The sequence below is a fragment of the Campylobacter sp. genome, from assembly GCF_052170435.1.
GTDB lineage: Bacteria > Campylobacterota > Campylobacteria > Campylobacterales > Campylobacteraceae > Campylobacter_A.
Window position 1 is genome coordinate 55,055 of record NZ_JBQNAN010000002.1, and the last position, 26,087, is coordinate 81,141.

Below are 26,087 nucleotides of genomic sequence, written 5' to 3' on the forward strand. Positions count from 1 at the left end.
ATGAAATTTAACGAAAATTTGGCAAATCTAGTGAGCTACGAGGCGGGCAAGCCTATCGAGCTAGTCGTGCGCGAATACGGCATCGACGCCAAAGACGTCATCAAGCTAGCCAGCAACGAAAACCCGTACGGCACGAGCCCTGCGGTAGTAAAAGCAGTCAGCGAGATAGTAAATAAAATGCACCTTTATCCCGATGATAGTTACTTCGAGCTAAAGGCTGCGCTAGCGAGCAAATTCGGCGTCGGCGAAAAATCTATCGTAATAGGCTCTGGAAGCGATCAGATAATAGAATTTGCCGTGCATGCAAAAGCAAACTCGAACAAGGGAATTTTGACCGCGGGCATAACATTTGCTATGTATGAAATTTACGCTAAAGCAGCGGGCGCGAAGGTCTTTAAAACAAAGAGCAAAGAGCATGATCTAGGCGAGTTTTTGCAAATTTATAAGGCGAACAAAGACGAGATCGGCGTGATATTTTTATGCGTGCCAAATAACCCTCTCGGAGGCTGCCTAGACGCCGAGGAAATTTATAAATTTTTAGAGCAAATCGATGCCGACACGCTCGTGGTTGTCGACGGCGCGTATCAGGAGTTTGCTAAATTTAAAGACGCGAAAAAAGAGATAAAGCCTCGAGACCTCATAGCCAAATTTCCAAATGCGATATATCTAGGCACGTTTTCTAAGGCTTACGGCCTTGGCGGTATGCGCGTAGGATACGGTATCGGCGAGCAAAGCGTGATGAACGAGCTGGGAAAACTAAGGGCACCGTTTAATATAACGACGCTTAGCCTAAAAGCAGCCATAGAAGCTCTAAAAGACGAAGAATTCGTAAAAATGACGCTTGAGACGAACTTTGAGGAGATGAAAAAATACGAAAATTTTGCCGATAAGCACGGCATAAAGCGTCTGCCTAGCTTTACGAATTTTATCGTTTTTGAATTTGAGCGTCAAAACGCGAGCGAGCTTGCTCAAAATCTGTTAAAAAAAGGTATAATTTTACGTGATCTAAAAGGCTACGGATTAAACGCGGTTCGCATAACGATCGGGCTGCCGAATCAAAACGACGTAGTTTTAAAACAAATCGAGGAAAATTTAAAATAAATGGATTTTAAAACCGCAGTTCAGCAAATCGGCCAAGTCTATCACAACCTCTCGCTAAGGCAGCGCCTAGTCGCCGCGGGCTCGATCGTGCTCGTGGTCGGGTTTTTGGTGTTTTTGAGCATTTATAAAAGCTCAAACGAAAGCTACGACGGCTATAGCGTTCTTTTTGAAAACACCTCCGCTGCGGACTCTGCGCTGATAATCCAACAGCTTGAAAAAGATAAGGTAAAGTATAAAATTTTAAATGAGGGCACTATCTTGGTGCCAAACTCGGACGTTTACCGCGAGAGGATCTCGATCGCGTCGCTTGGTATTTTAAAAGACGGCAAGGTTGGATTTGAGATTTTCGATAAGCAAGAATTTGGCGCTACAGACGCCGAGCAGAAGGTTAAATTTCAGCGCGCTTTAGAGGGCGAGCTAGCCCGCACGATCGAAAGTTTAGCGCCGATAAATAAAGCCATCGTGCGCATCGCGATACCCAAAGAAACTCTCTTTACCGAGCGAGCCACTCCGCCAAGCGCCTCTATCGTATTAAATTTAAAAGACGGACAGAGCTTAAATTTAAAACAAATCACGGGTATTAAAAATTTGGTCGCGGCCGCGGTGGCAAATTTAAAGCCAGAGCAAGTCAAAATCGTGAGCCAGGACGGAGTACCGCTAGGCGAAGAGGACGGCGAATACGATAGCGATCAGATCACGCAACAGATCCGCTATAAACGCGACGCCGAGCACAATCTCGAAGAAAAAATCATAAATGTCCTATCGCCTATCGTGGGCGGCTCGGATAAGGTCGTAGCAAAGGTCACCATAGATTTTGACTTCGCGAGAAAAGATAGCCAAAGCGAGACCTTTGATCCAAACTCCGTAGCTAGAAGTGAGCAAAACGTCGAAGAAAAGCGCCAAGGTAGTAAAGAAGCCGAAGTACAAGGCGTGCCTGGAGCCGTGAGCAATATCGGTCCGGTCGAAGGCCTGCAGGATAATAAAATGAAAGAGCTTTACTCAAAAAGCTCATCCACGACAAACTATGAAATCTCAAAAAAAGTCGAGCGCGTCAAGGATCAGTTTGCTAAGATAAACCGCTTAAGCGCCGCTGTAGTCGTGGACGGAAAGTACGAAAATAAAAAAGACGAAAACGGAAATCTGACCAAAGAGGTAGCCTACGTGCCGCTTGATAAAGAGCAGCTGGCGCGCATCGACGCTCTCATTCGTCAGTCTATCGGCTTTGATCAAAATAGAGGCGACGAGGTTACGGTTAGCAACTTTGAGTTCCAGCGTCAAGACGGACAGACGCCTGCGGGCAAGGTTCAGTCCTTTTTCGATCTTTACGTAGTGCCGTTTTTGCCGATCCTAAAATACCTTTTTGCCGCAGTTTTACTCTATGTATTTTACAAAAAAGTCATCGTGCCGTTTATGGCTAAGATGCTTGAAGAGATCAAAGAAGAAGAGCCGGAAATCCCTGATAACGACATTCAGCTTGACGATAGCGAAGATACGCTGGAGAAATTTCAAGCCGCTAGGAAAAAGGTCGAGGAGCAGCTGGGTATCGGCGATAACTTTAACGAGGACGATCTACGCTACGACGTATTGCTAGAGAAGATGAAACTAATCGTGCAAGAGCGCAGCGAGGAGATCGCCGTCTTGCTACAAGACCTAGTCAAAAACGACTCGGATTTTAGCAACCGTAAGGACTTTTAATGGCAACAAAGCTAAACGAACAGCAAAAGATGGTGTATGACGATCTTTCTATGCCCGAAAAGATCGCTATTTTACTTATTCAGCTGGGCGAGGATGTCACGACTCTGCTCTTTTCTCATATGGAGGTTGACGTCATAACCGAAATTTCGCGCTATATCGCTACCGCAAAAAGTATGGATAAAAACGTAGCGGCTGCTGTTTTGGAAGAATTTTACGCTCTCATGCAGTCAAATCAATACATGAGAAGCGGCGGCTTAGAGTATGCAAAAGAAATTTTATACCGCACCTTTGGTCCGGAAACCGCGCAAAAGATCCTCGATAAGCTCGCAAAAAGTATGGAAAACTCAAAGAGCTTCGGCTATCTTACCAAGGTCAAGCCTCAGCAGCTTGCGGACTTTATCATGACCGAGCATCCGCAAACTATCGCGCTTATTTTGGCGCATATGGATTCAACCAGCGCAGCCGAGACACTTTCGTTTTTTAACGATGAGCTTAGAAGCGAGGTCGTCGTTAGGATGGCAAATTTAGGCGATATCAGCCCGTCCATCATCAAGCGCGTTTCAACCGTGCTCGAGGGCAAACTAGAGAGCCTCACGTCCTACAAGGTCGAGGTCGGCGGACCAAGAGCCGTGGCGGAGGTATTAAACCGCCTCGGTCAAAAAGCGTCAAAAGCCACAATCGAATACATCGAAGATATCGACGACAAGCTTGCTACGACGATCAAAGAGCTTATGTTTACGTTTGAGGATATCAACACCCTCAACCAAGCCGCTATCCGCGAGATACTTAAAAACGTCGATAAAAAAGACCTTATGGTCGCGCTAAAAGGCAGCGGAGACGCGCTCAAGGAGAAATTCCTCTCAAGTATGTCTCAGCGCGCTAGCGAAGCGTTTAAAGAGGAGATGCAGTTTTTGGGCGCGGTGCGCGTAAAAGACGTCGAAGAAGCGCAGCGCCGCATCGTAGAACAGGTTCAAGCCCTAGCCGAGGGTGGGGCATTCCAGATAGGCGAAGCCGATGAGATGATAGAATGAAAAGCAGCGTAATAACAAACGAGCGCTCAAAAGAGCACTTTGTAGAAAACTATCGGTTTAAAATTTTAGGCCAGGAAAAAAGAAGCGAGGATGTGCACACAGCTCACGAGAGCGAAACCCGCCGCGCGTCCGAACATCAACATGACCGTGCCTTAAACGGCGAGCAAGAGGGCTTAAATTTAAGCGAAGAAAGAGAGCAAAGCTTGCATTTTAAACCAGAACCTAGCTTTATCGAGGAGCTACTAAAGCGCACCGACGAGATGAGTGGCAGCATGATAAAGCTGCAAATGCAAATCGAACATCAAGAAAACGAATTCGCTAAACGCCTAGAGAGCGAGATTCAGCGTGCTAAAGAAGATGGCATAAAGCAGGGCAGAGACGATGCGGCGGCTAAATTTGACGAGGAGCTAAAAGCGCTTGAGAGCAGATATCTAGGCTCTATAAATAAGCTTGAAGAGCAGGCGGCTAAATTTGAAAGCCTCATCGCATCTAGCGAAGCGCAGCTGCCCGCTACCGCAGTTGATATAGCCAAAGAGGTCGTGAAAAAAGAGATTTCGATAAATTCGGCAAACATCGCGGCGGCTATCTGTAAGGAGCTTTTTAGCGAGATAAAAGACGCCAAAGAGGTGCAGGTCAAAGTAAATCCGAAAGATTACGAGTTTATCAAAGAAAATTTCTCCGGACAAAACGTCAAAATCTCCGCCGACGAGGCTATCAGCGCGGGCGGAGCGATCGTACTTAGCGACGTGGGCAACCTCGAGGGTACGATCGAAGCCAGACTAGAAAAAATCAAAAAGATAATAGGACAATGATAGACGTAAAATCTATGAATGTGCAGGAGCTCGAAGCGCTTTGCGGGAAGCTCCGAGATAAAATTTTACAAACCGTCAGCGCAAACGGCGGGCATCTGAGCTCAAACATCGGCGCAGTCGAGCTTATCGTCGCGATGCACTATGTTTTCGATGCCGCAAAAGATCCGTTTATATTTGACGTTAGCCACCAAAGCTACGCGCACAAGCTAATCACCGGACGCTGGGATAAATTTGACACGCTTAGAAAATTCGGCGGTATCAGCGGCTACACTAAGCCCTCCGAGAGCAAATACGACTACTTTATCGCCGGCCACAGCTCCACCTCTATCTCGCTAGCAGTGGGCGCGTCAAAGGCGATCAAACTAAAGGGCGAGGATCGCATCCCAGTGGCCTTTATCGGCGACGGCTCGATGAGCGCTGGTATCGCGTACGAGGCACTAAACGAGCTGGGCGATATCAAAAACCCTTGCGTAATCGTCCTAAACGACAACGAAATGAGCATTAGCAAACCCATCGGCGCCTTTAGCAACTACCTCTCGCAGATGATGGCCGGGCCGCTGTATCAGAAGTTTAAAAGCCGCGTAGAGAAATTTTTGAGCTATATGCCAGACGGCGCCGCGTATATGGCGCGCAGGATGGAGGAGGGTATCAGGATCTTTACGCCCGGGATGTTTTTCGAGGAGCTGGGGCTTGAGTATATCGGCCCCGTAAACGGACACGACGTGGGGGCGCTCATCGAGGCTTTTAGCGTCGCAAAAGGGATGAAAAAGCCCGTCGTCGTGCACGCGCAGACGCTAAAGGGCAAAGGCTACGAAAAGGCTGAGGGGCATCTAGCCAGCTGGCACGGCGTGAGTCCGTTTGATTTGCAAAGTGGCGAAGCTATCAAAAAATCAGCCGCCAAATCGGCCACCGCGCTCTTTGCGGAAAATTTGACCGAGCTAGCTAGTGAGCATAAAAATATCGTCGGAGTTACCGCCGCGATGCCTACGGGCACGGGCATAGACGCTTTGATGGAGAGATTTCCGGATAGGTTTTGGGACGTCGCGATCGCCGAGCAGCACGCCGTCGCCTCTATGGCCGCGATGGCCAAGGAGGGCTTTAAGCCGTTTATCGCGATTTATTCGACGTTTTTGCAGCGGGCGTTTGACCAGGTCGTGCACGACTGCGCGATCATGAATCTAAACGTCGTTTTTGCGATGGACCGCGCGGGCATCGTCGGCGAGGACGGCGAAACGCATCAGGGCGCCTTTGACGTGAGCTATTTAAATTTGATCCCGAATTTGACGATTTTCGCGCCTCGCTGTGCCGATAGTTTCAGGCTCGCGATGCGCTACGCTTACGCTCACGAGGGGCCTTGCGCTTTTCGCTATCCGCGCGGAGCTTTTGCGCTGGCGCAGGGCGAATTTGAGGCGCGAGAGCTAAGGCTCGGCAAGGGCGAAGTTTTAGTCGAAGGCAGCGGCGAAGCGGCCTTTATCGCTTACGGTAACGCCGCGGGTAAGGCAAACGCCGCGCGCAAAATTTTACTAGAAAAAACGGACGGCAAATTTGACCCGAGCCTTGTTGATCTAGTGTTTGTTAAGCCGCTTGACGGCGAACTTTTGCAAGAGCTCGCGCGCAAGCATAAAATTTGGTACGTCTTTTCCGATACCGCAAAAAAAGGCGGCGTAGGCGAGATTTTGGCTGCGTTTTTGCAGGAGCGGCGCATTTTTGACGTGCGCATCGTTAGCTTTGAGTTTGACGACGCGTTTATCCCGCACGGCGCTACGACCGACGTCGAAAGGGCTCTTGGTATCGATGCGGCAAGTATTTGCGATAAAATTTTAGCTGAGGCTGCGGATCAAATTTGAGCTGAAGCGTTTTTGCGCGTTTTGGCGAGCGTATTTGGGCGGAAAAGGCGAAAAATCTGAGCGAAACAAGCCTTTTTATACCCGCTCTTGCAGCTCTTACTTTGATTTACCGCCCCTAAACGGCACAGGCAAATTTGCACGCATCAAGCCGGTTTTATTTATTTTTATCTTCGTTTATTTTTTTGCGGGCTGGTTTTACTACGGATTTTGGGTTAAATTTGAGCCGCGATAGGTTTTTGGGCTAAGGTTTGTTTTGCTCGCTGCGCCCTAGGATAAAATCGCTAAAAAACATTGCAGACTTTCGTTTTTGCCGTTTACAAAATGCTTAAATTTGGCGCCGATGCTTGACTATATGCGGATTTTATCAAAAAGGTAAAATTTAAGCATATTTTTGATCGTAAATTTAGCCGTGCGGCAAGGCATAGAAATTTAAAATCGTAATTAGCGAAAACTAAAAAATGCGAAAAAACGTAGCCGTATCTAAAACGCTGCTGTATCGCCGCAACCGACAAAAAATAAATTTTACGGCGGCGATGATAAGCGGCGATCGGTCGCGACGATCGATAGCAAAATTTACGCCGTATTAAAAAGTCGGATTTTTATTTAAATTCGGCGAGCAAAGCGTCAAATTTATGTAGCCTTCAAATTTATGCCCCAAAATACTAAATTCGGCACGGTAAATTTGAGCCCAAACGTCTAAAATTTACCGTGAGTATAGCGCTTAAACTCGCAAAAAGCATAAATTTGACTACAAATGACACAAATTTTAGTAAATAATAATTTATATTACCAACTATAAAGAAGTTTTAAATAAAATTTTTGTATATTTAGCTAAAAAATATCAGGAAAAACGATGAATTATATGGAACTTCTCAAAAATCACGGCCTCAAAGCCACTCCGCAGCGCCTCAGCGTGCTCAAAATCCTCGATCGCCACACGCACCCGACGATCGATGAGCTTTACGAAGAGATCTGCGCCGAAAACCCGTCCGTATCGCTCGCGACGGTGTATAAAAACCTAAATATGCTCAAAGACGAAGGGCTCGTCGTCGAGGTCAATATGCCGAACCAAAAGGCGCGCTACGACATCTTTAGCTACCCGCACATCCACGTCGTATGCGAGAGCTGCGGACACGTCGAGGACTATAACTTCTGCGAGGCGCTGAGCGAGTACAAGGAAAGTTTGGAGAGAAAGCTCGGAAATTTCATCGAAAAGATGAATGTGCTAGTGACTGTAAAGGACTGCAAAAACTGCCGCCATTAGGCTTTTGGCTCGCTTTTTTGATCGGGCGAGCTAATTTTTATGTGCTACAAAGCTATCGCGAGCAAAGATTGCGTTTGGCTTGCTAAACCAAGATCATTTTTTGCTTGCGACTCTAAAATTTAATACCATCAATACGGCAAATTTGAAATAGATTTAAATCCGCAGCGCTTATTTTTATAAAATCTACATTGTTTGGCGGACGGACAAAATTTCGTCTAAATTCCAAGCTCGGCTCTTACGAGCGCTTCGTTTTGCGGCGTCAAAAAGCCTGCGATATCTTGCCACATGGAGTGAAAGCCGTATCCGCCGTCTATCATCTCGCTACGCGCGGCGTCCAGACTCCAGCCCTGATAGATCACGCGGTACATCGCCACCACAAGCCCCGTGCGATCGGCTCCGTGATAGCAGTGCACGAGCACGGCACCCTCCTTTTGGCGCTCGCGAATGGTGCGCAAGACGTCCGCGATCTGTGCGGGCTTTATCTCCCAGCTTTGAAGCGGCTTGCTTGCGAGCCAAAATTGATCCCCAAACGCCCTTTTGTCGCCGCCTCTGCTAAAATGGCGCAGATTTACGATGCTTTTGATGCCAAGCTCGCGCAGCTTTGCGGCGTAGCTTCCGTCAAGCTGTGCGCTGCGAAACAGCAGCTCGTCCACGCGGTAGAAATTTTTCGCTTCGTCGATGAGGGTTACTTTTTGCGATGAGTTTGTGCTGTGCGCCGCGGTATCTGCGCTTTTTAAATGCGCGTTTTTAAATTTGGAGTCTTTTGCGTCCGCGAGATTTTGCTCCGCGCCGCTCGTTTTTCTAAAATTTATGGAATTCGCTTCTGTCGCAAGATCCGCATTTATGTCGGTCGCAAAGAAAAACGCGACCGCTAGCGCAAGGGTTTTAAATTTCAAATTTCATCCTTTAAATTTGGCTAAATTTTATGATTTTTGTAAAATTTGACGCTCGCAGTTAAAATGCAAAATTTGCAAGCGCGCCTTAATTTAACGCAAAATTTGAGCGTCAAATCCGCCCAAATCGCCGCTAGATTTCGCCGCAAGCCCGCAAATCGCGCCGTTAAAATCAAAATTTCGTTTTAAATTTCCCCGTTCCCGCCCTCGGTATCGCTAGATCAGTACGCGGTAGTTACATTGCGTAGTTACATTGCCCCTGTAAATTTACTGAAAATAAATCGTAAAAGGGGTGCGCCCGTTTCCGCGAGCGCTGCCATAAACCTGCTTTGCAGGTGAGTTTCGTACTCGCCTCTTGCGATACTTACCCGAAATTTTTCTAAATTTTACGCTTTTAGCTTTCGATCAGATCGGTCTGCCAGTTCGCGCCTTGCAGCGTCGTATCAAGCTGTCTGATCTGCTTAGCCAGCTCGTCCACCTGCTTTTGCAGCGCCGCGACATCGACCGTGCTTAGGATTTTAATCTCGCTGCGTGAATAAACATCCACTTTTTGCGCGGCGACTTGCGCGAAAGTCCGCAATGCGCCCGCTTTTAGCGTGAGTACGTCGCGCTTGGCGATCAGCTCGGTTAGGCTCTTGCCGTCCGCTTTTGCGGTGCAGTTGGTTAAATTTATCCGAACGATTAGCCGCTCAAGCTCGCTTGTGAGTGCGTCCAGCTCGGCTAGCAGCGCCTTTGGCTCTTCGCTAGGATTCTCGCCCTCTTGCACCTTTGCGTTGTCCGCGAGTCTTGATTTTAGCTGCTCGATGCGTTTTTGTATGTCGGCGCGCAGTATCAGCGCCTCGGCTAGTTTCATTTTCGTCCTTTTTAAAATTTATTTTCCGCCGCCAAGCTGCCTATCCCGGCCGTAATGCGGCGAATACGGGCCGTATAGCAAGCAGTCTCGGCAGTCGGTGCTAAACAAAATCGCGTCTGCGCGCGCCGAGAGGTCAAAGCTCGCGTCCGAGACCGAGTCGGCGATCTGTTTAACTAGCGCAGAGACTAGCATGCCGATGAGGTTGCCGCCGCCGTCACCCGAGTCGTTTGCCGCGGTGGCGCTTTTTTGCCAGAGTACGGCGCCCGTGTTTAGATCCACTAGAGTCGCCGCTACGCTCACGCGCGTAACGCTGCTAATCAGCATATACGATGTGCCGTAGTCCGCGACGTTGAGGTAGAGCGCGGCGTCGGCGCCGAATATCTGCTTTAGCTTGTACGTAGAGATCTGTGCGATCTCTCCAGCGTCGTAGATGCCGTTGTTTTTAAAGGTCTCGTTTACGAGCGCGGGCGAAAATACGTAATACCCCGCCTCGCTAAGCGGATAGAGCGCGTTTGCCAGCACCGCCGCGGAGGCCTTTATCTCGGCCGAGTCGCTGGTGGGCATCATGACGACGATCGAGCGAGGCTTGGTCTGTAAAAACGCCGAATAGTCGTAAACCTCGGGCTGCGAGCCTGCGCACGCTCCAAGAAACAGCGCCGCAAATGCGCAAAGAAGCGCTGATTTTATTTTATTTTTCATTTTGGCTTCCTTTTGCGGTTTTGCTCGTTTTGGCTGGTTTTGCTTGCTTGTTTTTTAAATTTTGCTTGCTCGTCTGCTCGCCTAAATTTGAGCCTTTGCCCTTTAAATTCGGCTCGCTTGCGCCTGGTTTTTCCCTCGTCTGCTCGCTTAAATTTGCCGCAGATTTGCCCGCCGCGCCTTTAGTTTTGCTATTTTGATTTAGCAAAAACATTGCGTAGTCGTGCGACTCGGGGTAAAGCTCGGCTTCTTTTTCGACGTAGGCTTTAAATTTAGCCCCGTTTCCCTGCGAAAGATAGAGTAAGCCTAGATGCGCGTGTAGTCCGGGCGGAGCTTTGGCGGCTCTTTGATAGGCTTTTTGCAGGCTCTGCTCGAGTGCGGCGATTTGCGCGCCCGCGTCGCCCTCTTCGGTTAGGTACTCGTAGACTGAGCTCGTGTAGGCGCCGTCCCAGTAGTATAGCTGTCTAGGCGAGTCGTCCGCGCAGCCAGAGAGTAGCAGGGCGGCGGCGGAGGCGAGCGCGAAATTTGCTAGAGTTTTAAAGCGCAAAATTTATCCTTATTTCGCGTTAAAGGCGCCGCTTTCAAGCCCGCGCGTTAGGTTATTTACGGCCTCGATTATGGCTAGGCTTAGCACCTTGCCGTTTAGCGTCGAATCATACCCCGCGCTACCGCCAAAGCCCAGTACTTCGCGGTTTGAGAGCTCGTACTCGCCGGCACCCTGAGTGGAGTAGATCACCTCGGAGTTTTTCACGTCCACGACGTTAAGATTTACCTTCGCGTAGGCGGTTTGGGTTTTGCCTTTGCCAAGTATCCCAAAAAGCTGGTGATCGCCCGTAGTTTTGCGGCCAAACTCCGTCACGTCGCCCGTGATGACGTATCTTGCGCCCTTGATGTTTTGCGCCTCTTTGTTTAGCGCGCTTTCTTCTTTGATGGCGCGCATGTTGCTGCGGTCAAGCACCGAAAAGCGCCCGCTTTGCTGTAAATTTGAGATGAGGATAGTTTGCGCTTGGTTGCCTAGCCTGTCCTCGCCGTCTGAAAATACGCCGTTTTGGTATGAGGACTGGTTGCTAAAGCGGCCGATCGAGACGGCGATCTTTTGTCCTTGATAGGCGGCGCTTGGGGTTTGAACTTTGGGCGTTTCGACTACGCGAGATCGCTCAGTCGCGCAGCCAGTTATCAGCATCGCGGCGCACGCAGCTAGTAAAAATTTTACGTTCGTTTTCATATCGCTCCTTTAAATTTTGATTTGCGTTATTATCTTACTATTTTTAGCTTAAAATTTTTAACCCGCCCAAAAACTTAAGCCGCTACGTCCGCGGATCAAATTTGGCTATAAAATTTCCGCCTCTTTGCTTGCGTTTACCGAGCTTAGCGCGATGCGGTCGCCGGGTTTTAGCTCGCTTAGATTTACGGTTTTGCCGTCCTTTTGTACTCGGACGAAATTTGAAATCTGCGCGAAAAACGACTCTTGCTGTGCGTATGCGGCGCGAGCTAGTTTTAGCGCGTTTTCAAATTTGAGCAGCTTAGTTTGTACGGCGGCGTCTAAAACCTGCCTTAAATTTAGCAAAATTTGCTCTTTGCGAGCGATCTTTTGCTCTAAACTCGCCTGTGAAAATCTCGCTCTCATCATCGCTAGAGCGTTAAATTTACGCTCCCAAACACGCAAGTAAGCCGCATCCATAGCCTCTACGGCTCGGTCGATGCTTTGCATTAGCTCGCCTGCATCTGGCAGTAGCGTAGCCATCGCCGCACTTGGGGTCGGAGCGCGAAAATCAGCCGCAAAGTCGCTGATCACGTAATCAATCTCGTGTCCGACGGCCGATATCACGGGCGTGCGCGCCGCGTAGATCTCGCGGGCTAGATTTTCGTCGTTAAAGCACCACAGATCCTCTCTGCTGCCGCCGCCGCGCGCCAGCACGATCGCATCCGCGCCGCTTGCATCTGCTCTTTTTAGGGCGCGTATTAGCGAGGCGGGCGCGGCTTCGCCCTGCGTTAGCGAGTCAAAAACTAAAATTTCAGCCAGCGCCCAGCGCTGCGAAGCGATACGCAGCATATCTTGCAAGGCGGCGGAGGTTTTTGACGTCACTAGCGAGATCTTGCGGGGAAATTTAGGCAGCGGTTTTTTGCGCGATATGTCAAAAAGCCCTTCGCTCTCAAGTCTGGCTTTTAGCTGTTTAAATGCAAGCTCGAGCTCGCCTTCGCCGCTTGGTCGTATGAGTGTTGCTATAAACTGATAGCTGCCGCTTGGCGAGTAGAGCGAAATTTTGCCGTAGAGAGCGACTTTCATGCCGTCTGCGACGTCAAATTTGAGCTTAGCGGCGTTAAATTTATAAATGACCGCCGAGATCGCGGCCTTTTCGTCTTTTAGCGTGAAATACCAGTGGCCCGAGCCGTGTTTAACGAGCCGCGAGATCTCGCCCTCTACCTCAACGTAGGAAAACGTCGTCTCAAGTAGCGTTTTGGCCTGCTCGTTTAGCTCGCTGACGCTTAGCATTCACGCGCCTTTTGCGCGATGAAAAGGGTAGAAATATCCATCGAAAAGCCCTTGCAAAGGCGCATCTCAAAGCCAGCGCTAGCGAGCTCGTCCGCAAAGCTTTTGGCGTCTAAAAAGCCCTCGATCGAGTTTGGCAGGTACTCGTAGGCTTCTTTATTTTTGGAGATAAAGCCGCCTATTTTAGGCAAAATTTTACCTAGATAAAAGTCGCGAACGCCGGTTAAAAGTCCGCTTTTTTTGCGTTTGGTAAACTCTAGCACTACGACGTATCCGCCCGTTTTTAGCACTCTGTTAAACTCTCTTAGCGCGGCCTCGCGCTCGACTACGTTTCTGATGCCGTAGCTGATGCTTAGCACGTCCACCGAGCCGCTATCAAGCGTCGTTTGCGTCGCTAGCGCCTCGATAAATTTAAACTCGGGGAATTTTTGCTTGGCGACTGCTAGCATGCCGCTTGATGGATCGACGCCTATTAGATTTTCGATTTTTGCGTTAAACTCGCCCGCCGTCTTTTGCCAAAAGCCCATCATATCGCCCGTGCCGCATGCAACGTCTACGATATTTACGCTTGAATCTTTGAAATTTGACAGAACCGTCTTGCATGCGATCTTGCGCCAGCTCACGTCCGCGCCCATGCTCAGCACGCGGTTTGCTAGGTCGTAGGTAGGCGCGATGTCGTTAAACATCTGAACTATTTTTTCTTGTTTTTCCATTTTTTCTCTTTAGATATAGTAGATTTTTAAGCCGTGCGAAAGCTTTGTGAGGCTTTTTAAAATTTTAGGCTTCGAGTCCAAAATTTCGCTTCGCAGCTCATAGATTTTTTTGTAAATTTTAGCTTGGAGTTTGTCTATGCGCTTTTGCTCGGCGCCGCTTTTTACGTGTGCGAGCAGGCCTAGCCAGACATCGGCGTCTTGCAACGAGCCAAAAACTTCTTGTAAAATTTTGGTCTTTTTAAAGCATTTTTTAGCCGCAGGGAAGCCAAAACCGCCGCCGAAAATCTCGCTTAGATACCTTAGTCTTTTTATCTCGATGCGACACTTGTGAAACTGCGCGTTTTGGGTGGTTTGGCTCAAATTTGAGAGAGATTTTTTAAGGCGTAAAATTTGAGCTCGCGTGGATTTTGCGACGAGTTTTTTTATCGGCGCGTCTCCTAGCTCGCCTTTAAAAAAGTCGCTTCCCTCGCGTAAAAATACCTCCCAGTCGCGCAAAATTTCGTTCACTTCGTCGCTTTGTAGCTCTGCTTGGACGCTCTTGGCTAGAGTTTTGCTTAAATTTTCTAGCTCGCTAACTAGAGCTTCAAAGCCTTTTTGCTTTTGTAAAAACTCGCAAAATACGTCTATATCGCGCTTTTGGTTAGTTAGCTCGGCTAGTTTTTTAAAATTTAGCAAAAAATAACAAGCCGTTTTTCGGTCGAAAACGGGAGTGAAAATTTTGAGCAAAGAGCGCGTTTTGCGTAGATTTATGCGGATCTGATGCAGCGCCTCGGCATCGCTAGAGCTTGCGTACTCGTTTAGGTACTTGCCAAGCAGCGTAAAGATCTGAAAAAACACCGTCCGCATCCCGTCCATCGCGCCGATGTAGCTTGGTAAATTTAGCTCTAGCCCCGGGCTGTTTCGTAAAATTTCGATACTCTTTTGCGCGTCGAAACTGCCTTGCGGCAGGCCAAAAAGCGCTAAATTTTTATTTTTATAGCGCTCATCCTCCGTAACTTCTCTAGCTATGTGCGCGGTGATAAAATCAGGCGGGTTAAACTCCGTCGCCTCGCGCTCGCCGCTAAACTCGGCCTCTAAAGTCACAAGCCCCTCTAAAGCGCCGTGAAAAATATCGACGTTGCAAGCAGTGCCGTCAAGCCGAAATAAAAATCTCGTCTTTTTTATTGGAGCGGCGACTGCGTTTTTTAGGGCTTTTTTAAAGCTTTTGGCGTCCGTTTCGCTCTCATTTTCCTCGCGCGCTAGACCGATGCCAGATTTTTGCGTGATAGTAAAAACGCCAGAAGCTTCGCGAAATCTAATCTCCTCAAGCGGAGTGATTTTGACGTAAATTTGCGTCACCTCTTTTTGCTCGGTACCGATGTCGCGGGCCTTTAGCTCGTTTATGACGGCGGCGTCACGCAGGATAAATTTACGCTCGATCTCTATCAAATTTCGCTCCTTAATATGAAAAATTGTATCAAAAGGTAGCTTAAAGTGTAAAATTTGCGAGCTTTTGCCGCCGACCTTGCGACGCGAAATGATTTTTTAACGCAAATAACGCTAAAATCAGCTCAAATTTGAAAGGAGTTTTGATGAATAGAAAGCTAAATTTTAGCGCGGGACCTTCGGCTCTGCCTCTTAGCGTACTTGAGCGCGCGCAAAACGAGCTCACCGACTATCAGGGCAAGGGCTTTTCGATAATGGAAATCAGCCACCGAAGCAAGATTTTTGAAGAGGTGCACTACGGCGCGATGGCAAAGGCGCGCGAACTATACGGTATCGGCGAGGAATTTGACGTGCTATTTTTGCAAGGCGGCGCGCATTTGCAGTTTGCGATGATACCGCTAAATTTAGCCGCCAATGGCGTCGCGCAGTATGCCGACACGGGCGTCTGGACGAGCAAAGCGATCAAAGAGGCCGCAAACGTCGGCGCAAGATACGAAGTGGTCGCTAGCAGCAAAGAGACCTCATACGACCGCATCCCCGAGGTTAAATTTAGTGATGACGCCGCATACGGCTACGTCTGCACGAACAACACCATCTACGGCACGCAGTACCGCGCGCTGCCTCGCTCCAAAGCCCCGCTAGTCGTCGATGCGTCGAGCGATTTTTTCTCGCGGCCGGTTGATTTCACGGACGTGGGGCTACTCTACGGCGGCGCGCAGAAAAATGCCGGCCCAAGCGGCGTAACCGTCGTCATAATCCGCAAGGACCTGCTAGAGCGAGCCTGCATGGAACGCACTCCGACGATGCTTCGCTACGACACGCACGCCGGTGCCGCGTCGCTATACAACACGCCGCCGACGTTTGGTATCTATCTGCTAAATTTGACGCTAGGCTGGGTACAAGAGCAGGGTGGTCTAGCAGCGATAAACCGGATCAACGAGCAAAAGGCGGCGCTGCTTTACGGCGCGATCGACGGTTCGGGCGGTTTTTATAAAGGTCACGCGCAAAAAGATAGCCGCTCGCTGATGAACGTTAGCTTTACCATCGCAAACCGCGAGCTGGAGGCGGCCTTTATCTCCGAGTCCGAAAGTGCGGGCATGCTGGGCCTAAAAGGACACCGTCACGTAGGCGGCATCAGAGCCTCGATATATAACGCCGTGAGTATCGAAAACGTGCGGACTTTGGCTGAGTTTATGAAAGAATTTGCTAGGAAAAACGGGTAAGTCGGAGTAAATTTGACGAGGCGTGCCGCGCCAGTTTGACTTTTTTCTGGTAAATTTAAGCCCACTGCTAAATTCTGCGGTGCGTCAAATTTTGCTTTTTACGCAAATTTAAGCGGCTTTGTCATGGGAGCGGCCGCTTAAATTTCTTTGGCTTTACGGCGAGCTGATTTTAAATTTACCTAGTTAAAATTTAGCTCGCGCTTGTCTTTTGTTATGCATTTTAAATTTGACCGCGTGAAGCGAAATTTGGAGAAAATTTGAGAAACTACGACAAAAATCCGATAATCATAAACGATTATGGCGCGCTGTTTTTGGCGGGATGGTATATTATTCTTTACTCGATTCTCGTTTTTGTATTTGCTTTTAGCGACTATGAGCTTTTATACCGCATTTATCTTATTGCTTTGCCCGCATCTTTTTTATTATTCTGCCTATACAATACATACGTTTTCGCGCCGCGAGTTTTTAAACAAAAACCGAGCTTTTTTAGATTTTCTAGCGAGCAAATTTATCATATAGAGTATGTCTACGTAAACAAAGTAGAGAGCGAGGAGAAAATCGTCCTCGTAAAAGACGTGGAAAAGGTCTATTTTTGCGTTATCAGCGAGCTTGATAGCAGATACGGCAGATTTCACTTTTTTACCCCGTATCAGCTCTATAAAAAGTCCTCTATCGGCGTGCATTTTAATAAAACGAAGGACTTTATAAGATATCTTTTAGTTTATTTGATATTTGCGCTGCCGTTTAAAATCTATAAACTCAAAAAATCCGGCGAACCGCTATGGCTACTGCGTAAAAATTTCGTCATAAGGATGAAAAATAGAAATTATTTTTTGGTAAATTGCTATAGCAGAGATGATTATTTTGAGCTGTTGCGGTATTTTGGGGCAAACAAAATCCCCGTGGAGGACAAGACGAAATTTATGCCGCAAGCTCAAAGGTCTGCGATATTTTTCGAGGACAAACACGAGGTCTGGAGCGACGATCCAAACGATACTGAAATACCAAAAGACGACTGGAAGCGCAAGATGAGGCGGTTTTTTAGTTTGGAGTAAATTAGGTTTAAGCTTTTTGTTAAATTTTCATATAAATTTGCTTTTAGTTGCCGCACAGCTTTTGCCTCTTAAATTTTTTATCAAATTTTGCCGCTCGAATTAGCCCCTAGCAAACGCAAATTTTACAAATAAAATTATCTTTTTATCTCCAAATTTATCTTGCCGTTCGCCTCTGAAAATTTATATTCCAGCCCGTCCGAGCGATAGGTTATGCTTTTATTCTCGCAAATTTGCTTCTCGCGGGAGGCTATCTTTTCTAACATCGGCGGCAGCTCCTTGGCGATCAAAAGCTTGATGGACATCTCTAGGCCGTGCGTTAGCTTTTTGAGAAATATACCGTCAAGCTAGCTCTCGTCTTTTATCATATGCAAGGTTGCGTCAAAGCCGAGCTTTCCTAGCTCCTCGTAGAACTGTGCCTTTTCCTCGGGCGGCGAGCAGTGATCGTTTACGGCGCAGTGGTAGCCTACGTAGATAGGCTTTGGATACTCGCTTTGGACTTTTAGGTGCGCGGCGTCCAAAATGTTTCGTATATCCTCGCGTGCCTGCGAGAAATATCGAGGCGAGGACTTATCCAGTAGCGTCCACATCGTTTTGGTAAAGACGTAAATTTTGATATTTTTAAAATATATATATCGGTCGAGTATTCACGAAATTTGATATAGTCCGCCTCTTTGCCTAGGCCTATGAGCTCCCAGTTTAGCTTCGCGTAGCTGCTGCTGTCGATGAGACCGTCCACGAGTCACGGAGCAAATTTGGCCGCCAAGGCGTTTATGTATGCGCCGTGCGAACTGCCGACTAGGACAACTGGCAGCTCGTCTATATCGGTCGCGGATTTAAACGGCGGATTTGCCTTGATGAAAAGCGCGGCATTTATCACGTCTTGAGCCTGCATAACGCCGAAATTTTGATACTCGTTTTTGGTCGGTTGCAGCGTTACGGATATTTCTAATTTAAAATCGCTCGGTAAACCGCCGCTTGATTTTACCTTGCCTAGATAGACATCTAGTACGGAAAGCTCGCCGTAGCTGGTATCGTTTGGGATTTCTATACCGATTTTCGAGCATTTATTTTTAAGGATTATTTTATCTGAATCGTTTAAAAAATACGTCGCTCCCGTTTGCGGCCTGTTGCCGATACAGTGATAATTCACACTCGCTACGGCCACGTCAAATTTGCTAGCTACGAACTGCGCTAAATGCTCTCTATAGTTTTCGTTCGCATCGTCGCCAAGACCCGGCACTATGAAAACTAGGTCTCTAGCTGGCTTTTTGTCGTCGTAGCAGAGCTTAAACTCGAGTAACGAATCTCGCTTTAGGCCAAGCTCTACATCGTCGCAGGATGGGATCTCGTATGTTTTATTTATTATCATAATTTGGCCTTGGAAATAATGCGTTTATTATACGAACACTTGGCTAAATTTGATAAATTTTAATGTCCGATTGACGTTTTTGTATTGATTGTTGTTGGGTTATGAAATTGATTTAAATTTTGATAGCAATCTATCTGTTAAAATTATTTTTCGTAGCTTTCGCCGCCGAATTTTAAGAGCGCTGAGCCCCACGTAAAGCCTCCGCCGAATGCGTCCAGTAAAAGCAAATCGCCTTTTTTAAGTCTGCCCGCTTCGTATGCGTCATTCATCGCCATAGGTATAGAGGCTGAGCTTGTGTTGCCGTATTTTCCGACGGTTACGACGCACTGTTCGTTTGTAAAATTTAAGCGTTGCTTGACTGCTTCGATGATGCGTAAATTTGCCTGATGAGGTATAAAAAGATCGATTTTATCGCTTGAAATTTGATTTTTTTCTAGGATATCTACGACGTCTTTGGTTAGAGTCTGGACTGCGACTTTAAAGACTTCGTTGCCCGACATTTTGATAAATTTTTCTTCTCCGCCAGGAGTTATGAGTAGGTTTGCGTAGTTGCCGTCGGCTGCGGTATGAACGTCGATGATCTCGTTTTCTTCGCCTGCGCTTACGACCGCCGAACCCGCTCCGTCGCCAAATAGTATGCAAGTTGTTCTATCGGTCCAATCGACGATTTTACTTAGCTTTTCGGCTCCGATTATCAATACGTTTTTTTTGCTTCCGCTTTCAATTAATGATTTTGCAAGCTCAAGCAGATAAATAAAACCCGTACACGCCGCGCTTATATCAAATGCCGTAATAGCATTTATGCCTAAATTTTTAGCGATTTTACACGCCGTCGAAGGCATACAAAAGTGATCGGGCGAGATAGTCGCGCAGATAACCGCGTCGATATCTTTTGCCGCTAAATTTGCTCTTTCAAGCGCTAATTGTGCCGCTTTCGTGCCAAGATCGCTCGTATCTTCACCATGCGCTATGCGTCTTTGGCTAATGCCGGTGCGTTTAACTATCCATTCGTCGTTTGTCTCCACCATTTTTTCAAGGTCGAAATTTGTTAAAATTTTAGGTGGAGCGTATGCGGCTATGGATATTAGCGAGGCTTTTGGCATTAAATTTGTCTTTGTAATTTCATTTTGCGAAGTGCGAAAGCTCGTCTTCGATAACTTTATTTATATCGGAGTTTGCGAATTTTAGAGCTTGAAATATCGCATTTTTGATTGCTTTTGGAGTGCTTTTACCGTGGCTTATTATGACGCAACCGTTCACGCCAAGTAACGGTGCGCCGCCGTATTCGTCGTAATCGACTTGCTGTTTTAGCGTTTTAAAAACTTTTTTCATTAGAAGCGAACCTGCTATAGCGACCGGGGATTTTTTAACGTGTTTTTTGATTATTTTGGTTATCGCGTCGGCTACGCCTTCGCTTGTTTTTAGCAGGATATTTCCGACGAAACCATCGCAAATAACGACATCGACGCTTCCGTCAAAAACCTGATTTCCTTCGGCGTTGCCTACGAAGCTATCAAGTTTTGAGATCATTTCAAAAGCTTCTTTCGTCGCCTCGTTACCCTTACTACTCTCTTCGCCGTTAGACAAAAGTCCTAGTTTAGGGGATTTTATTTTTAGAATTTCTTTTGCGTAGGCTTCGCCCATTATCGCAAATTGAAATAGATGCTCCGGCCTACAGTCCACGTTTGCGCCGACGTCCAAAACTAGCGTGTTGCCACCGATTACGTTTGGCATCAGCGTCGCTATCGCCGGGCGAGAGACGTTTTTGAGCCGTCCGACGCGAAGCGTGGCAAGGCTCATCGTGGCTCCGCTGTGTCCTGCCGAAACTACGGCCTTTGTTTGTTTATTTTTAAGTAGCTCGATAGCCTTAAAAATACTGCTTTCTTTTCGCTTTAACGCATCGGTGGCGCCGTCGCTCATAGAGACGACCTCGTCGGCTTGAATAAATTTTACGTATTGTTTTAAATTTTGCGGAACGAGGCTTTCTAAAATTTTCGTATCGCCTACCAAAACGGCTTCAAATTTTACTTCTTTTAAAGCCTCGATCACGCCGCCGATAATAGGTTGCGGACCGAAGTCGCCGCCCATCGCGTCAATGCAAATGCTGGTCATTTGTATTAATACTCTCCGGTAGTTTTATTTACGCGGTGAGGCATTTTCCATGAGCCGTCTTTATCTTTTACGGGAACGGGAAGCGTTACTTTGTAGTGCGTTCTTCTCTTTGCCGCGCGAGTGTGACTTACTCTTCGTTTAGGTACTGCCATTTTATTCTCCTTTATAGATTTTTACATTTTTCACAATAAAAATAATCGCTCTTAAAAGCTTCTATTTCGCTTGTTAGTACTTCTTCTAAATTTATAAAACCGTCGAAAAACTCAACCGCATCGTCGAGGTTTTCTTCTTTATCTTTATAAATTCCGTCGCTTAATATCAAATTTACATCTTCATCAAGCTTTAAATTTATATCTTCGCCGCATCGGTCGCAGTTGTGAGCTATCTCGCCTACGATTTTGCCTTTGCAGCTAACTAAATTTTGGCTTATTCTTTTGAGTTCGCCGTTAAAATTTACCCCGTCCAAGCCTAGCTCGAACGGTATTTGATTGTTTGCGATTTTGGCGAAAGATATTTTCAAAATTTAACCTAAAATTAGCAAATTTCTCTTGTTGCAAAGAAAAATGCAATCTCGTTTTTAGCGTTTTCTAGGCTGTCGCTACCGTGAACGGCGTTTGCGTCGATACTCTCGGCAAAATCGGCTCTGATAGTACCGGGCTTTGCTTCTTTCGGGTTAGTTGCACCCATTAGATCGCGGTTTTTAGCTACCGCATCGTCGCCCTCAAGAACCATAACTACGACCGGTCCGCTCACCATAAAATCAACCAAATCGTTGAAGAAAGGTCTGTCTTTGTGAACTGCGTAGAAAGCTTTTGCGTCGCATTTGCTTAGTTTGACTTTTTTCATAGCGGCGATTCTTAGTCCGTTGCTTTCGAATCTATCCACGATTTTTCCGATAACGCCCTTTTTTACGGCATCAGGCTTAATAATAGAAAGCGTTTGCTGCATAAAATTTCCTTTTTGTGGTTTTTATAAGGCGGTGATTATATCAAAAAAAAATTAAATTTCAAAATAAGCCCCGCAAAAGGGCTTAAGTGCGGAGTTTACGAGATGACGGCCGTAGCGCCCGTTCTCATATCTGCTGTTATCTCGGCGCGAGAAGGCTGTCCTGAATAAGGAGCGTCCCAAACGATGCAGCCGTCGGTCGGACAGGCTGAAGCGCATGCAGGCTCGTCGTTAAATCCTACGCACTCGACGCATTTATCGGCATAAACGTAGTATGCGTCCTCGCCGGTCGGGTTATCCGCGTCGTCTACGATAGCGTTCGTCGGGCACTCGTCGATACAAGAGCCGCAGCTTATGCAGATGTCTGTTATTTTTACTGCCATTTTTTATCCTTTTTGGTCAAATTTTTCGCAAGAATATCAAAAACTAAGTAAATTTGATATTAAATTTTTGCGTTAAATTTTGAAGCGAAAACGTAAAATTTTTAGCTCTTTTTAATTTTTAGATGATATAATTTCGCTACAAATAAAAATTATTAAGGAGAAAAAATGTTAGTAACAAAAAAAGCGCCTGACTTTACAGCTGCAGCGGTTTTAGGAAGCAATCAGATCGTAAATGATTTCAACCTATATAAAAATATCGGCGAAAAAGGCGCGGTGGTGTTTTTCTACCCTATGGACTTCACTTTCGTTTGCCCTAGCGAGATTATTGCATTTGATAAGAGATACGATGAGTTTAAAGCTCGCGGTATCGAAGTCATCGGAGTTTCAACGGATAACCAATTCTCTCACTTTGCGTGGAAAGAAACTCCGGTAAACAAAGGCGGCATCGGCCAAGTTCGCTTCCCGCTAGTAGCCGATATGACGAAGTCTATCGCTCGCGGTTTTGACGTACTTTTAGAGGATGCGGGCGTCGCACTTCGCGGCTCATTCCTGCTAGACAAAGACGGCACGGTTCGTCACGCGGTTATCAACGACCTTCCGCTTGGAAGAAACATCGACGAGATGATAAGAATGGTCGATACAATGCTATTTACTAACGAGCACGGAGAGGTTTGCCCTGCCGGTTGGAACAAAGGCGATAAAGGCATGAAAGCCGATACGGCAGGCGTCGCAGACTATCTATCTCACAACGCGGATAAGCTATAATAATCTAAATTTAAGGGCGAACTCTCGCCCTTTTCTTCCCTTTTTTTACCCACTTCACAAAATTTTTAACGAAATACGCAAAAAATTTAAACTAAAAACAAAATAAATTTACTATAATAGAGGCAATTTCTAAAATCTCGCAGAAGGGAAACCTCTAAATGATCAACACTGATAACAGCGGTTCTATGATCTTAGAAGGCGCTATTAGCGTATTTTCAAGGGCTCTAAAAGACAACCATCAAATTCATTTTTTAAATTTATACAACGGCGTAAAGGTCGAGTGTCAAGGTAGCGTTATAGCAGTCGAGGATGAGACCGTGGTTTGCAAGGTAACGCTAGAGCAGATTTTGGCCATGAAAGAGGAAAAAAACGCCTACATCGTGCGCGATGAGTATTTTGCCGAAAATTTAAGAGCCGATATCGCGGGATTTGATTTGTCGAATTTGACCGTGACGCTTAGAGATTTTATCTACATGCACAACCTGCATGCAAATTTGCGAAAATATCAACGCGTCTATCCAAACCGCTATACTAAGGTCTCTCTTGCTCAAAACGGCAGCGCAGTGCAGGGGAATTTATACGATATCTCCGAGGGCGGACTCGGCGTCGTTAGCGCCGATGACGGAGAGTTTAGGGACGGCGAGCAGGTAAACGCTAAATTTGAGCTCGGACTTTCCGACTGCGAAAGCGGATCTTGCGAAAAAGTGGACGTCGATATCGATCTAAAGCTAGTTACGGCGCTAAAATATAAAGGCGCCATGAGATACTGCTGCCAAGTGATGAACAAGCAAAACGCGCATCAAAATATCGTAAAATTTACCGACAAGCGCGTAAAAGAAACCCTCGAAGAGCTCAAAGAGCAGCTAAAAACCTACCAATAAATTTAACGCAAAATTAAAAGGCGAGCCTCGCGCTTGCCTTATTTTAATTCTACCCGCCTCGCTTTCAAATTTATCCTCCCGGCTTCACCCGAAATTTAATCAAAAATCAGTAAAATAGCCCAAAATTTACAAGGAAGCACATGAAAACCATCCAAGAAAATTTAAAGCTATTTTACGTCGGCCTCAAAAACAAAGAGCCGTTTTTTTACAAAAACAAGGACCTCACGACGCACGCAGCCATCATCGGAATGACCGGTAGCGGTAAAACGGGCCTTGGTATCAGCATCCTAGAAGAAGCCTGCATCGATAATATCCCGACCTTTATAATCGACCCCAAAGGCGATATGACCAACCTCGCTTTGGCGTTCCCGCAGATGCGCGCGCAGGATTTTGCGCCCTACGTCGATGAAAACGAAGCGCAGAACAAGGGCATGAGCGCGGATGAGTTTGCCGCTGGCGAAGCGCAGACGTGGAAAAACGGCATCGAGGGCTCGTTTCAGAGCTTAGAGCGCGTAGGGCTTTTTAAAAATAGCGCCGAGCTAAAAATTTACACGCCAAAGAGCAGTAGCGGCGTGGGCGTGGCGCTGCTTGGGGATTTTGCCCGTCCGAGTTTAGACGCAGGCAGCGAGGAGTTTAGCGAGTACGTAGGCTCTCTGGCTAGCTCCGTGCTCTCGCTTGTGGGCATAGAAAACGACGTAAACTCAAAAGAACACCTGCTCATTTCAAACATTTTTATTGATAAATTTAGCCAGGGCGCGGACGTGAGTCTAGAGGAGCTCATCGGCTTTATCGCGACGCCTCCATTTACTAAGATCGGCGTGTTTGACGTGGAGAAATTTTATCCAAGCTCCGAGCGCATGAAGCTAGCCGTCAAGATCAACACGCTGCTTGCAAGCCCCGATTTTCGCGCGTGGCTAAGCGGCGAGCGACTCGACATCTCAAAGATGCTTTTTAACGCAAACGGCAAAGCAAAGTGCAATATCTTTACGATCTCGCACCTAAAAGACAGCGAGAGGATGTTTTTCGTGACGCTACTGCTAAACGAGATCATCGCGTGGATGCGCAAGACCGAGGGCACGAGCTCGCTTCGCGCGGTGCTTTATATGGACGAGATTTTCGGATTTTTCCCGCCAAACGGCAACCCGCCTAGCAAAACTCCGATGCTAACTCTACTCAAGCAAGCCCGTGCGCACGGCCTTGGCGTGATACTGAGCACCCAAAACCCGGTCGATCTTGACTACAAAGGCCTTAGTAACATCGGCACGTGGTTTATCGGGCGCTTGCAAACCGCGCAGGATAAGGCGCGCGTGATCGACGGTATGACGGGGCTTGCGGGCTCTGCGATGGATAAAGGCGAGATAGAAAATCTCATCTCAAATTTGCAAAAGCGCAATTTCCTACTAAAAAACATCCACGAGGACGGGCTGTCCGTCATCTCGACGCGCTGGGCTCTGAGCTACCTAAAAGGACCGCTTAGCCGCGAGCAGATTTCAAATTTGATGAAAGAGCAAAAGAGCGGGTCAAATTTGAGCGGATCAAGCCCGGCAAAAAGCTCAAATTTTGCCGCCAAGCCGGTTCTGTCGCCGGACATCGCTCAAATTTACGCCGCAAGCTCAAATTTGCAGGAGGGCGGCGAGCTGGAGGGGTATCTTTACGGTGAAGCCAAAGTGCGATTTTACGACGCTAAAAAGGGGCTTGACGAGGTTCGCGAGGTAAATTTCACGCTAAGGTTGGATGAAGCTCAAAAAAGCGCCGACTGGAGCGAGGCTAGCGAAAATATGCATTTTACCGCGGTTGCAGAGCCAAATTTCAAGCTCTCATACGCACCGCTGCCGGGCTTTGTCGCGGGAGCTAAAAATTTCAAAGAGCTAACCAAAAATTTCAAAGAATTTATCTATAGAAACTACAAACTTAGGCTCTTTAGCGCGCTAAATTTAAGCTCGGCGCCGGGTGAGAGCAAGGAGGAGTTTTACGTCCATTTGGCCGATAAATGCAATGAAATTTTAGAGGCGCAAACGGCCAAGCTTACGGCGGAATTTGACAAACAAAAAGCGCGCCTAGAGGAGAAACTAAACCGCTCGGTGGCAAAGCTAGAAAAAGAGCAGCGAGACTTTAAAAGCAAGGGGATCGAGACGGCGATCTCGGTGGGAGCTAGCATTTTGGGCGCGATTTTCGGCAAGGGGCTGCTAAGTAGCGGCAACATCGGCAAGGTCGCGACCTCCGCGCGCTCGGCAAACAGCGTGCTAAAAGAGCGCAGCGACGTCAAACTAAGCGAGCAAGAAGTCGCCCAGCTAAACGCGCAGATCGAGGAACTGATGGCGAAATTTGAAGAAGACGCCAGCGCGCTAAAAGCCAAAAACGATGTGCAAAACGTGGAGGTTACGGAGGTGGAAGTGGCACCGAAAAGTAGCGATATATACGACGAAAAGCTCTATCTTTTGTGGAAATAACGGCTCGTCTCGCGAGTGCTTTTCCGAGATTTCACAAAATTTTCGCTCCGCAGGCTATATGCCTAGCGCACGCTCAATTTTGC

At 47.2% G+C, this 26,087-nt stretch carries 25 protein-coding genes and 1 pseudogene; 11 read left to right on the top strand and 15 right to left on the bottom strand.

What is annotated here, in order from left to right:
- The 6 genes from hisC to ACTTJF_RS01765 all read left to right on the top strand — a co-directional run bounded on the left by hisC (nucleotide 1) and on the right by ACTTJF_RS01765 (nucleotide 7,750).
- On the top strand, nucleotides 1-1,101 hold the full coding sequence (gene hisC, locus ACTTJF_RS01740; RefSeq protein ID WP_442550490.1) for a histidinol-phosphate transaminase: 1,101 nt from the start codon (nucleotides 1-3) through the stop codon (nucleotides 1,099-1,101).
- The gene (gene fliF, locus ACTTJF_RS01745) at nucleotides 1,102-2,796 is read left to right on the top strand and encodes a flagellar basal-body MS-ring/collar protein FliF (protein ID WP_442550491.1); all 1,695 of its coding nucleotides are present in this window, start codon (nucleotides 1,102-1,104) and stop codon (nucleotides 2,794-2,796) included. It abuts the gene before it with no gap.
- A complete protein-coding gene (gene fliG, locus ACTTJF_RS01750) occupies nucleotides 2,796-3,827 on the top strand; it encodes a flagellar motor switch protein FliG (protein ID WP_002952357.1) in 1,032 nt (343 codons plus the stop codon). The genes fliF and fliG overlap by 1 nt, the downstream gene beginning before the upstream one ends.
- Nucleotides 3,824-4,639 carry a flagellar assembly protein FliH gene (fliH, locus tag ACTTJF_RS01755; RefSeq protein ID WP_442550492.1) on the top strand — a complete coding sequence of 272 codons (816 nt, stop codon included), beginning with the start codon at nucleotides 3,824-3,826 and terminating at the stop codon, nucleotides 4,637-4,639. Before fliG ends, fliH begins: the two co-directional genes overlap by 4 nt.
- Nucleotides 4,639-6,486 carry a 1-deoxy-D-xylulose-5-phosphate synthase gene (gene dxs / locus ACTTJF_RS01760; RefSeq protein WP_442550531.1) on the top strand — a complete coding sequence of 616 codons (1,848 nt, stop codon included), beginning with the start codon at nucleotides 4,639-4,641 and terminating at the stop codon, nucleotides 6,484-6,486. Before fliH ends, dxs begins: the two co-directional genes overlap by 1 nt.
- 853 nt (nucleotides 6,487-7,339) lie before the next feature.
- Entirely contained in the window at nucleotides 7,340-7,750 is a 411-nt protein-coding gene (locus ACTTJF_RS01765; protein WP_002952362.1) for a Fur family transcriptional regulator, read from the top strand.
- Between the two features lie 215 nt (nucleotides 7,751-7,965).
- Here ACTTJF_RS01765 and ACTTJF_RS01770 read toward each other — a convergent pair whose 3' ends face one another.
- The 8 genes from ACTTJF_RS01770 to ACTTJF_RS01805 all read right to left on the bottom strand — a co-directional run bounded on the left by ACTTJF_RS01770 (nucleotide 7,966) and on the right by ACTTJF_RS01805 (nucleotide 14,824).
- On the bottom strand, nucleotides 7,966-8,646 hold the full coding sequence (locus tag ACTTJF_RS01770; protein WP_442550493.1) for a tyrosine-protein phosphatase: 681 nt from the start codon (nucleotides 8,644-8,646) through the stop codon (nucleotides 7,966-7,968).
- A gap of 391 nt (nucleotides 8,647-9,037) precedes the next feature.
- Nucleotides 9,038-9,496 carry a DIP1984 family protein gene (locus tag ACTTJF_RS01775; protein ID WP_442550494.1) on the bottom strand — a complete coding sequence of 153 codons (459 nt, stop codon included), beginning with the start codon at nucleotides 9,494-9,496 and terminating at the stop codon, nucleotides 9,038-9,040.
- An 18-nt stretch (nucleotides 9,497-9,514) separates the two neighbouring features.
- On the bottom strand, nucleotides 9,515-10,195 hold the full coding sequence (locus tag ACTTJF_RS01780) for a DUF799 domain-containing protein (protein WP_442550495.1): 681 nt from the start codon (nucleotides 10,193-10,195) through the stop codon (nucleotides 9,515-9,517).
- Complete coding sequence (locus ACTTJF_RS01785; protein WP_442550496.1) at nucleotides 10,185-10,739, bottom strand: DUF4810 domain-containing protein; 555 nt, start codon at nucleotides 10,737-10,739, stop codon at nucleotides 10,185-10,187. The genes ACTTJF_RS01780 and ACTTJF_RS01785 overlap by 11 nt, the downstream gene beginning before the upstream one ends.
- 9 nt (nucleotides 10,740-10,748) lie before the next feature.
- Nucleotides 10,749-11,417: a CsgG/HfaB family protein gene (locus ACTTJF_RS01790; RefSeq protein ID WP_346745557.1), complete on the bottom strand. Its 669-nt coding sequence runs from the start codon at nucleotides 11,415-11,417 to the stop codon at nucleotides 10,749-10,751.
- A gap of 105 nt (nucleotides 11,418-11,522) precedes the next feature.
- Nucleotides 11,523-12,686: an exodeoxyribonuclease VII large subunit gene (xseA, locus tag ACTTJF_RS01795; RefSeq protein ID WP_442550497.1), complete on the bottom strand. Its 1,164-nt coding sequence runs from the start codon at nucleotides 12,684-12,686 to the stop codon at nucleotides 11,523-11,525.
- A complete protein-coding gene (gene ubiE / locus ACTTJF_RS01800) occupies nucleotides 12,680-13,396 on the bottom strand; it encodes a bifunctional demethylmenaquinone methyltransferase/2-methoxy-6-polyprenyl-1,4-benzoquinol methylase UbiE (protein ID WP_442550498.1) in 717 nt (238 codons plus the stop codon). The genes xseA and ubiE overlap by 7 nt, the downstream gene beginning before the upstream one ends.
- Nucleotides 13,397-13,405: 9 nt before the next feature.
- Nucleotides 13,406-14,824 carry a CHAD domain-containing protein gene (locus tag ACTTJF_RS01805; protein WP_442550499.1) on the bottom strand — a complete coding sequence of 473 codons (1,419 nt, stop codon included), beginning with the start codon at nucleotides 14,822-14,824 and terminating at the stop codon, nucleotides 13,406-13,408.
- Between the two features lie 143 nt (nucleotides 14,825-14,967).
- On the opposite strand from ACTTJF_RS01805, the gene serC reads away from it, so the two are divergent.
- Both serC and ACTTJF_RS01815 read left to right on the top strand, forming a co-directional pair.
- Nucleotides 14,968-16,044: a 3-phosphoserine/phosphohydroxythreonine transaminase gene (gene serC / locus ACTTJF_RS01810; protein ID WP_442550500.1), complete on the top strand. Its 1,077-nt coding sequence runs from the start codon at nucleotides 14,968-14,970 to the stop codon at nucleotides 16,042-16,044.
- Nucleotides 16,045-16,301: 257 nt separating this feature from the next.
- Nucleotides 16,302-17,099: a hypothetical protein gene (locus ACTTJF_RS01815; RefSeq protein ID WP_442550501.1), complete on the top strand. Its 798-nt coding sequence runs from the start codon at nucleotides 16,302-16,304 to the stop codon at nucleotides 17,097-17,099.
- Between the two features lie 134 nt (nucleotides 17,100-17,233).
- Here the strand turns inward: ACTTJF_RS01815 and ACTTJF_RS01820 are convergent.
- From ACTTJF_RS01820 to ACTTJF_RS01850, 7 genes and pseudogenes are all read right to left on the bottom strand, one after another.
- Nucleotides 17,234-18,468, bottom strand: a pseudogene (locus ACTTJF_RS01820) (DUF2920 family protein).
- Nucleotides 18,469-18,611: 143 nt separating this feature from the next.
- On the bottom strand, nucleotides 18,612-19,571 hold the full coding sequence (locus ACTTJF_RS01825; protein ID WP_442550502.1) for a beta-ketoacyl-ACP synthase III: 960 nt from the start codon (nucleotides 19,569-19,571) through the stop codon (nucleotides 18,612-18,614).
- Between the two features lie 19 nt (nucleotides 19,572-19,590).
- The gene (gene plsX / locus ACTTJF_RS01830) at nucleotides 19,591-20,580 is read right to left on the bottom strand and encodes a phosphate acyltransferase PlsX (protein WP_442550503.1); all 990 of its coding nucleotides are present in this window, start codon (nucleotides 20,578-20,580) and stop codon (nucleotides 19,591-19,593) included.
- 5 nt (nucleotides 20,581-20,585) lie between these two features.
- Nucleotides 20,586-20,732, bottom strand: a complete 147-nt coding sequence (gene rpmF / locus ACTTJF_RS01835) for a 50S ribosomal protein L32 (protein WP_002943740.1) — start codon at nucleotides 20,730-20,732, stop codon at nucleotides 20,586-20,588.
- Between the two features lie 11 nt (nucleotides 20,733-20,743).
- Nucleotides 20,744-21,100 (bottom strand): YceD family protein, encoded by a 357-nt coding sequence (locus ACTTJF_RS01840; RefSeq protein WP_442550504.1) that lies wholly within the window; start codon nucleotides 21,098-21,100, stop codon nucleotides 20,744-20,746.
- Nucleotides 21,101-21,114: 14 nt separating this feature from the next.
- Complete coding sequence (gene ndk / locus ACTTJF_RS01845; protein ID WP_122863180.1) at nucleotides 21,115-21,528, bottom strand: nucleoside-diphosphate kinase; 414 nt, start codon at nucleotides 21,526-21,528, stop codon at nucleotides 21,115-21,117.
- A 95-nt stretch (nucleotides 21,529-21,623) separates the two neighbouring features.
- Nucleotides 21,624-21,908, bottom strand: coding sequence for a DUF362 domain-containing protein (locus ACTTJF_RS01850; RefSeq protein ID WP_442550505.1), 285 nt, complete (start codon nucleotides 21,906-21,908; stop codon nucleotides 21,624-21,626).
- 165 nt (nucleotides 21,909-22,073) lie between these two features.
- On the opposite strand from ACTTJF_RS01850, the gene ACTTJF_RS01855 reads away from it, so the two are divergent.
- The 3 genes from ACTTJF_RS01855 (at nucleotide 22,074) to ACTTJF_RS01865 (ending at nucleotide 26,004) form a co-directional block, all read left to right on the top strand.
- Nucleotides 22,074-22,673, top strand: coding sequence for a peroxiredoxin (locus ACTTJF_RS01855; protein ID WP_002947343.1), 600 nt, complete (start codon nucleotides 22,074-22,076; stop codon nucleotides 22,671-22,673).
- Nucleotides 22,674-22,831: 158 nt separating this feature from the next.
- Nucleotides 22,832-23,554, top strand: coding sequence for a PilZ domain-containing protein (locus ACTTJF_RS01860; protein ID WP_442550506.1), 723 nt, complete (start codon nucleotides 22,832-22,834; stop codon nucleotides 23,552-23,554).
- 140 nt (nucleotides 23,555-23,694) lie between these two features.
- Nucleotides 23,695-26,004 carry an ATP-binding protein gene (locus ACTTJF_RS01865; RefSeq protein WP_442550507.1) on the top strand — a complete coding sequence of 770 codons (2,310 nt, stop codon included), beginning with the start codon at nucleotides 23,695-23,697 and terminating at the stop codon, nucleotides 26,002-26,004.
- Nucleotides 26,005-26,087: the final 83 nt, after the last annotated feature.

Bases quoted from the DNA above. Each gene is read 5' to 3' on its own strand.
- ACTTJF_RS01765 (WP_002952362.1), top strand. From the start codon at position 7,340: ATGAATTATATGGAACTTCTCAAAAATCACGGCCTCAAAGCCACTCCG.
- rpmF (WP_002943740.1), bottom strand. From the start codon at position 20,732: ATGGCAGTACCTAAACGAAGAGTAAGTCACACTCGCGCGGCAAAGAGA.
- plsX (WP_442550503.1), bottom strand. From the start codon at position 20,580: ATGACCAGCATTTGCATTGACGCGATGGGCGGCGACTTCGGTCCGCAA.
- hisC (WP_442550490.1), top strand. From the start codon at position 1: ATGAAATTTAACGAAAATTTGGCAAATCTAGTGAGCTACGAGGCGGGC.
- ubiE (WP_442550498.1), bottom strand. From the start codon at position 13,396: ATGGAAAAACAAGAAAAAATAGTTCAGATGTTTAACGACATCGCGCCT.
- serC (WP_442550500.1), top strand. From the start codon at position 14,968: ATGAATAGAAAGCTAAATTTTAGCGCGGGACCTTCGGCTCTGCCTCTT.
- ACTTJF_RS01775 (WP_442550494.1), bottom strand. From the start codon at position 9,496: ATGAAACTAGCCGAGGCGCTGATACTGCGCGCCGACATACAAAAACGC.
- fliG (WP_002952357.1), top strand. From the start codon at position 2,796: ATGGCAACAAAGCTAAACGAACAGCAAAAGATGGTGTATGACGATCTT.
- xseA (WP_442550497.1), bottom strand. From the start codon at position 12,686: ATGCTAAGCGTCAGCGAGCTAAACGAGCAGGCCAAAACGCTACTTGAG.
- ACTTJF_RS01825 (WP_442550502.1), bottom strand. From the start codon at position 19,571: ATGCCAAAAGCCTCGCTAATATCCATAGCCGCATACGCTCCACCTAAA.
- fliH (WP_442550492.1), top strand. From the start codon at position 3,824: ATGAAAAGCAGCGTAATAACAAACGAGCGCTCAAAAGAGCACTTTGTA.
- ACTTJF_RS01860 (WP_442550506.1), top strand. From the start codon at position 22,832: ATGATCAACACTGATAACAGCGGTTCTATGATCTTAGAAGGCGCTATT.
- ACTTJF_RS01855 (WP_002947343.1), top strand. From the start codon at position 22,074: ATGTTAGTAACAAAAAAAGCGCCTGACTTTACAGCTGCAGCGGTTTTA.
- ACTTJF_RS01790 (WP_346745557.1), bottom strand. From the start codon at position 11,417: ATGAAAACGAACGTAAAATTTTTACTAGCTGCGTGCGCCGCGATGCTG.
- ACTTJF_RS01780 (WP_442550495.1), bottom strand. From the start codon at position 10,195: ATGAAAAATAAAATAAAATCAGCGCTTCTTTGCGCATTTGCGGCGCTG.
- ACTTJF_RS01850 (WP_442550505.1), bottom strand. From the start codon at position 21,908: ATGGCAGTAAAAATAACAGACATCTGCATAAGCTGCGGCTCTTGTATC.
- ndk (WP_122863180.1), bottom strand. From the start codon at position 21,528: ATGCAGCAAACGCTTTCTATTATTAAGCCTGATGCCGTAAAAAAGGGC.
- fliF (WP_442550491.1), top strand. From the start codon at position 1,102: ATGGATTTTAAAACCGCAGTTCAGCAAATCGGCCAAGTCTATCACAAC.
- ACTTJF_RS01865 (WP_442550507.1), top strand. From the start codon at position 23,695: ATGAAAACCATCCAAGAAAATTTAAAGCTATTTTACGTCGGCCTCAAA.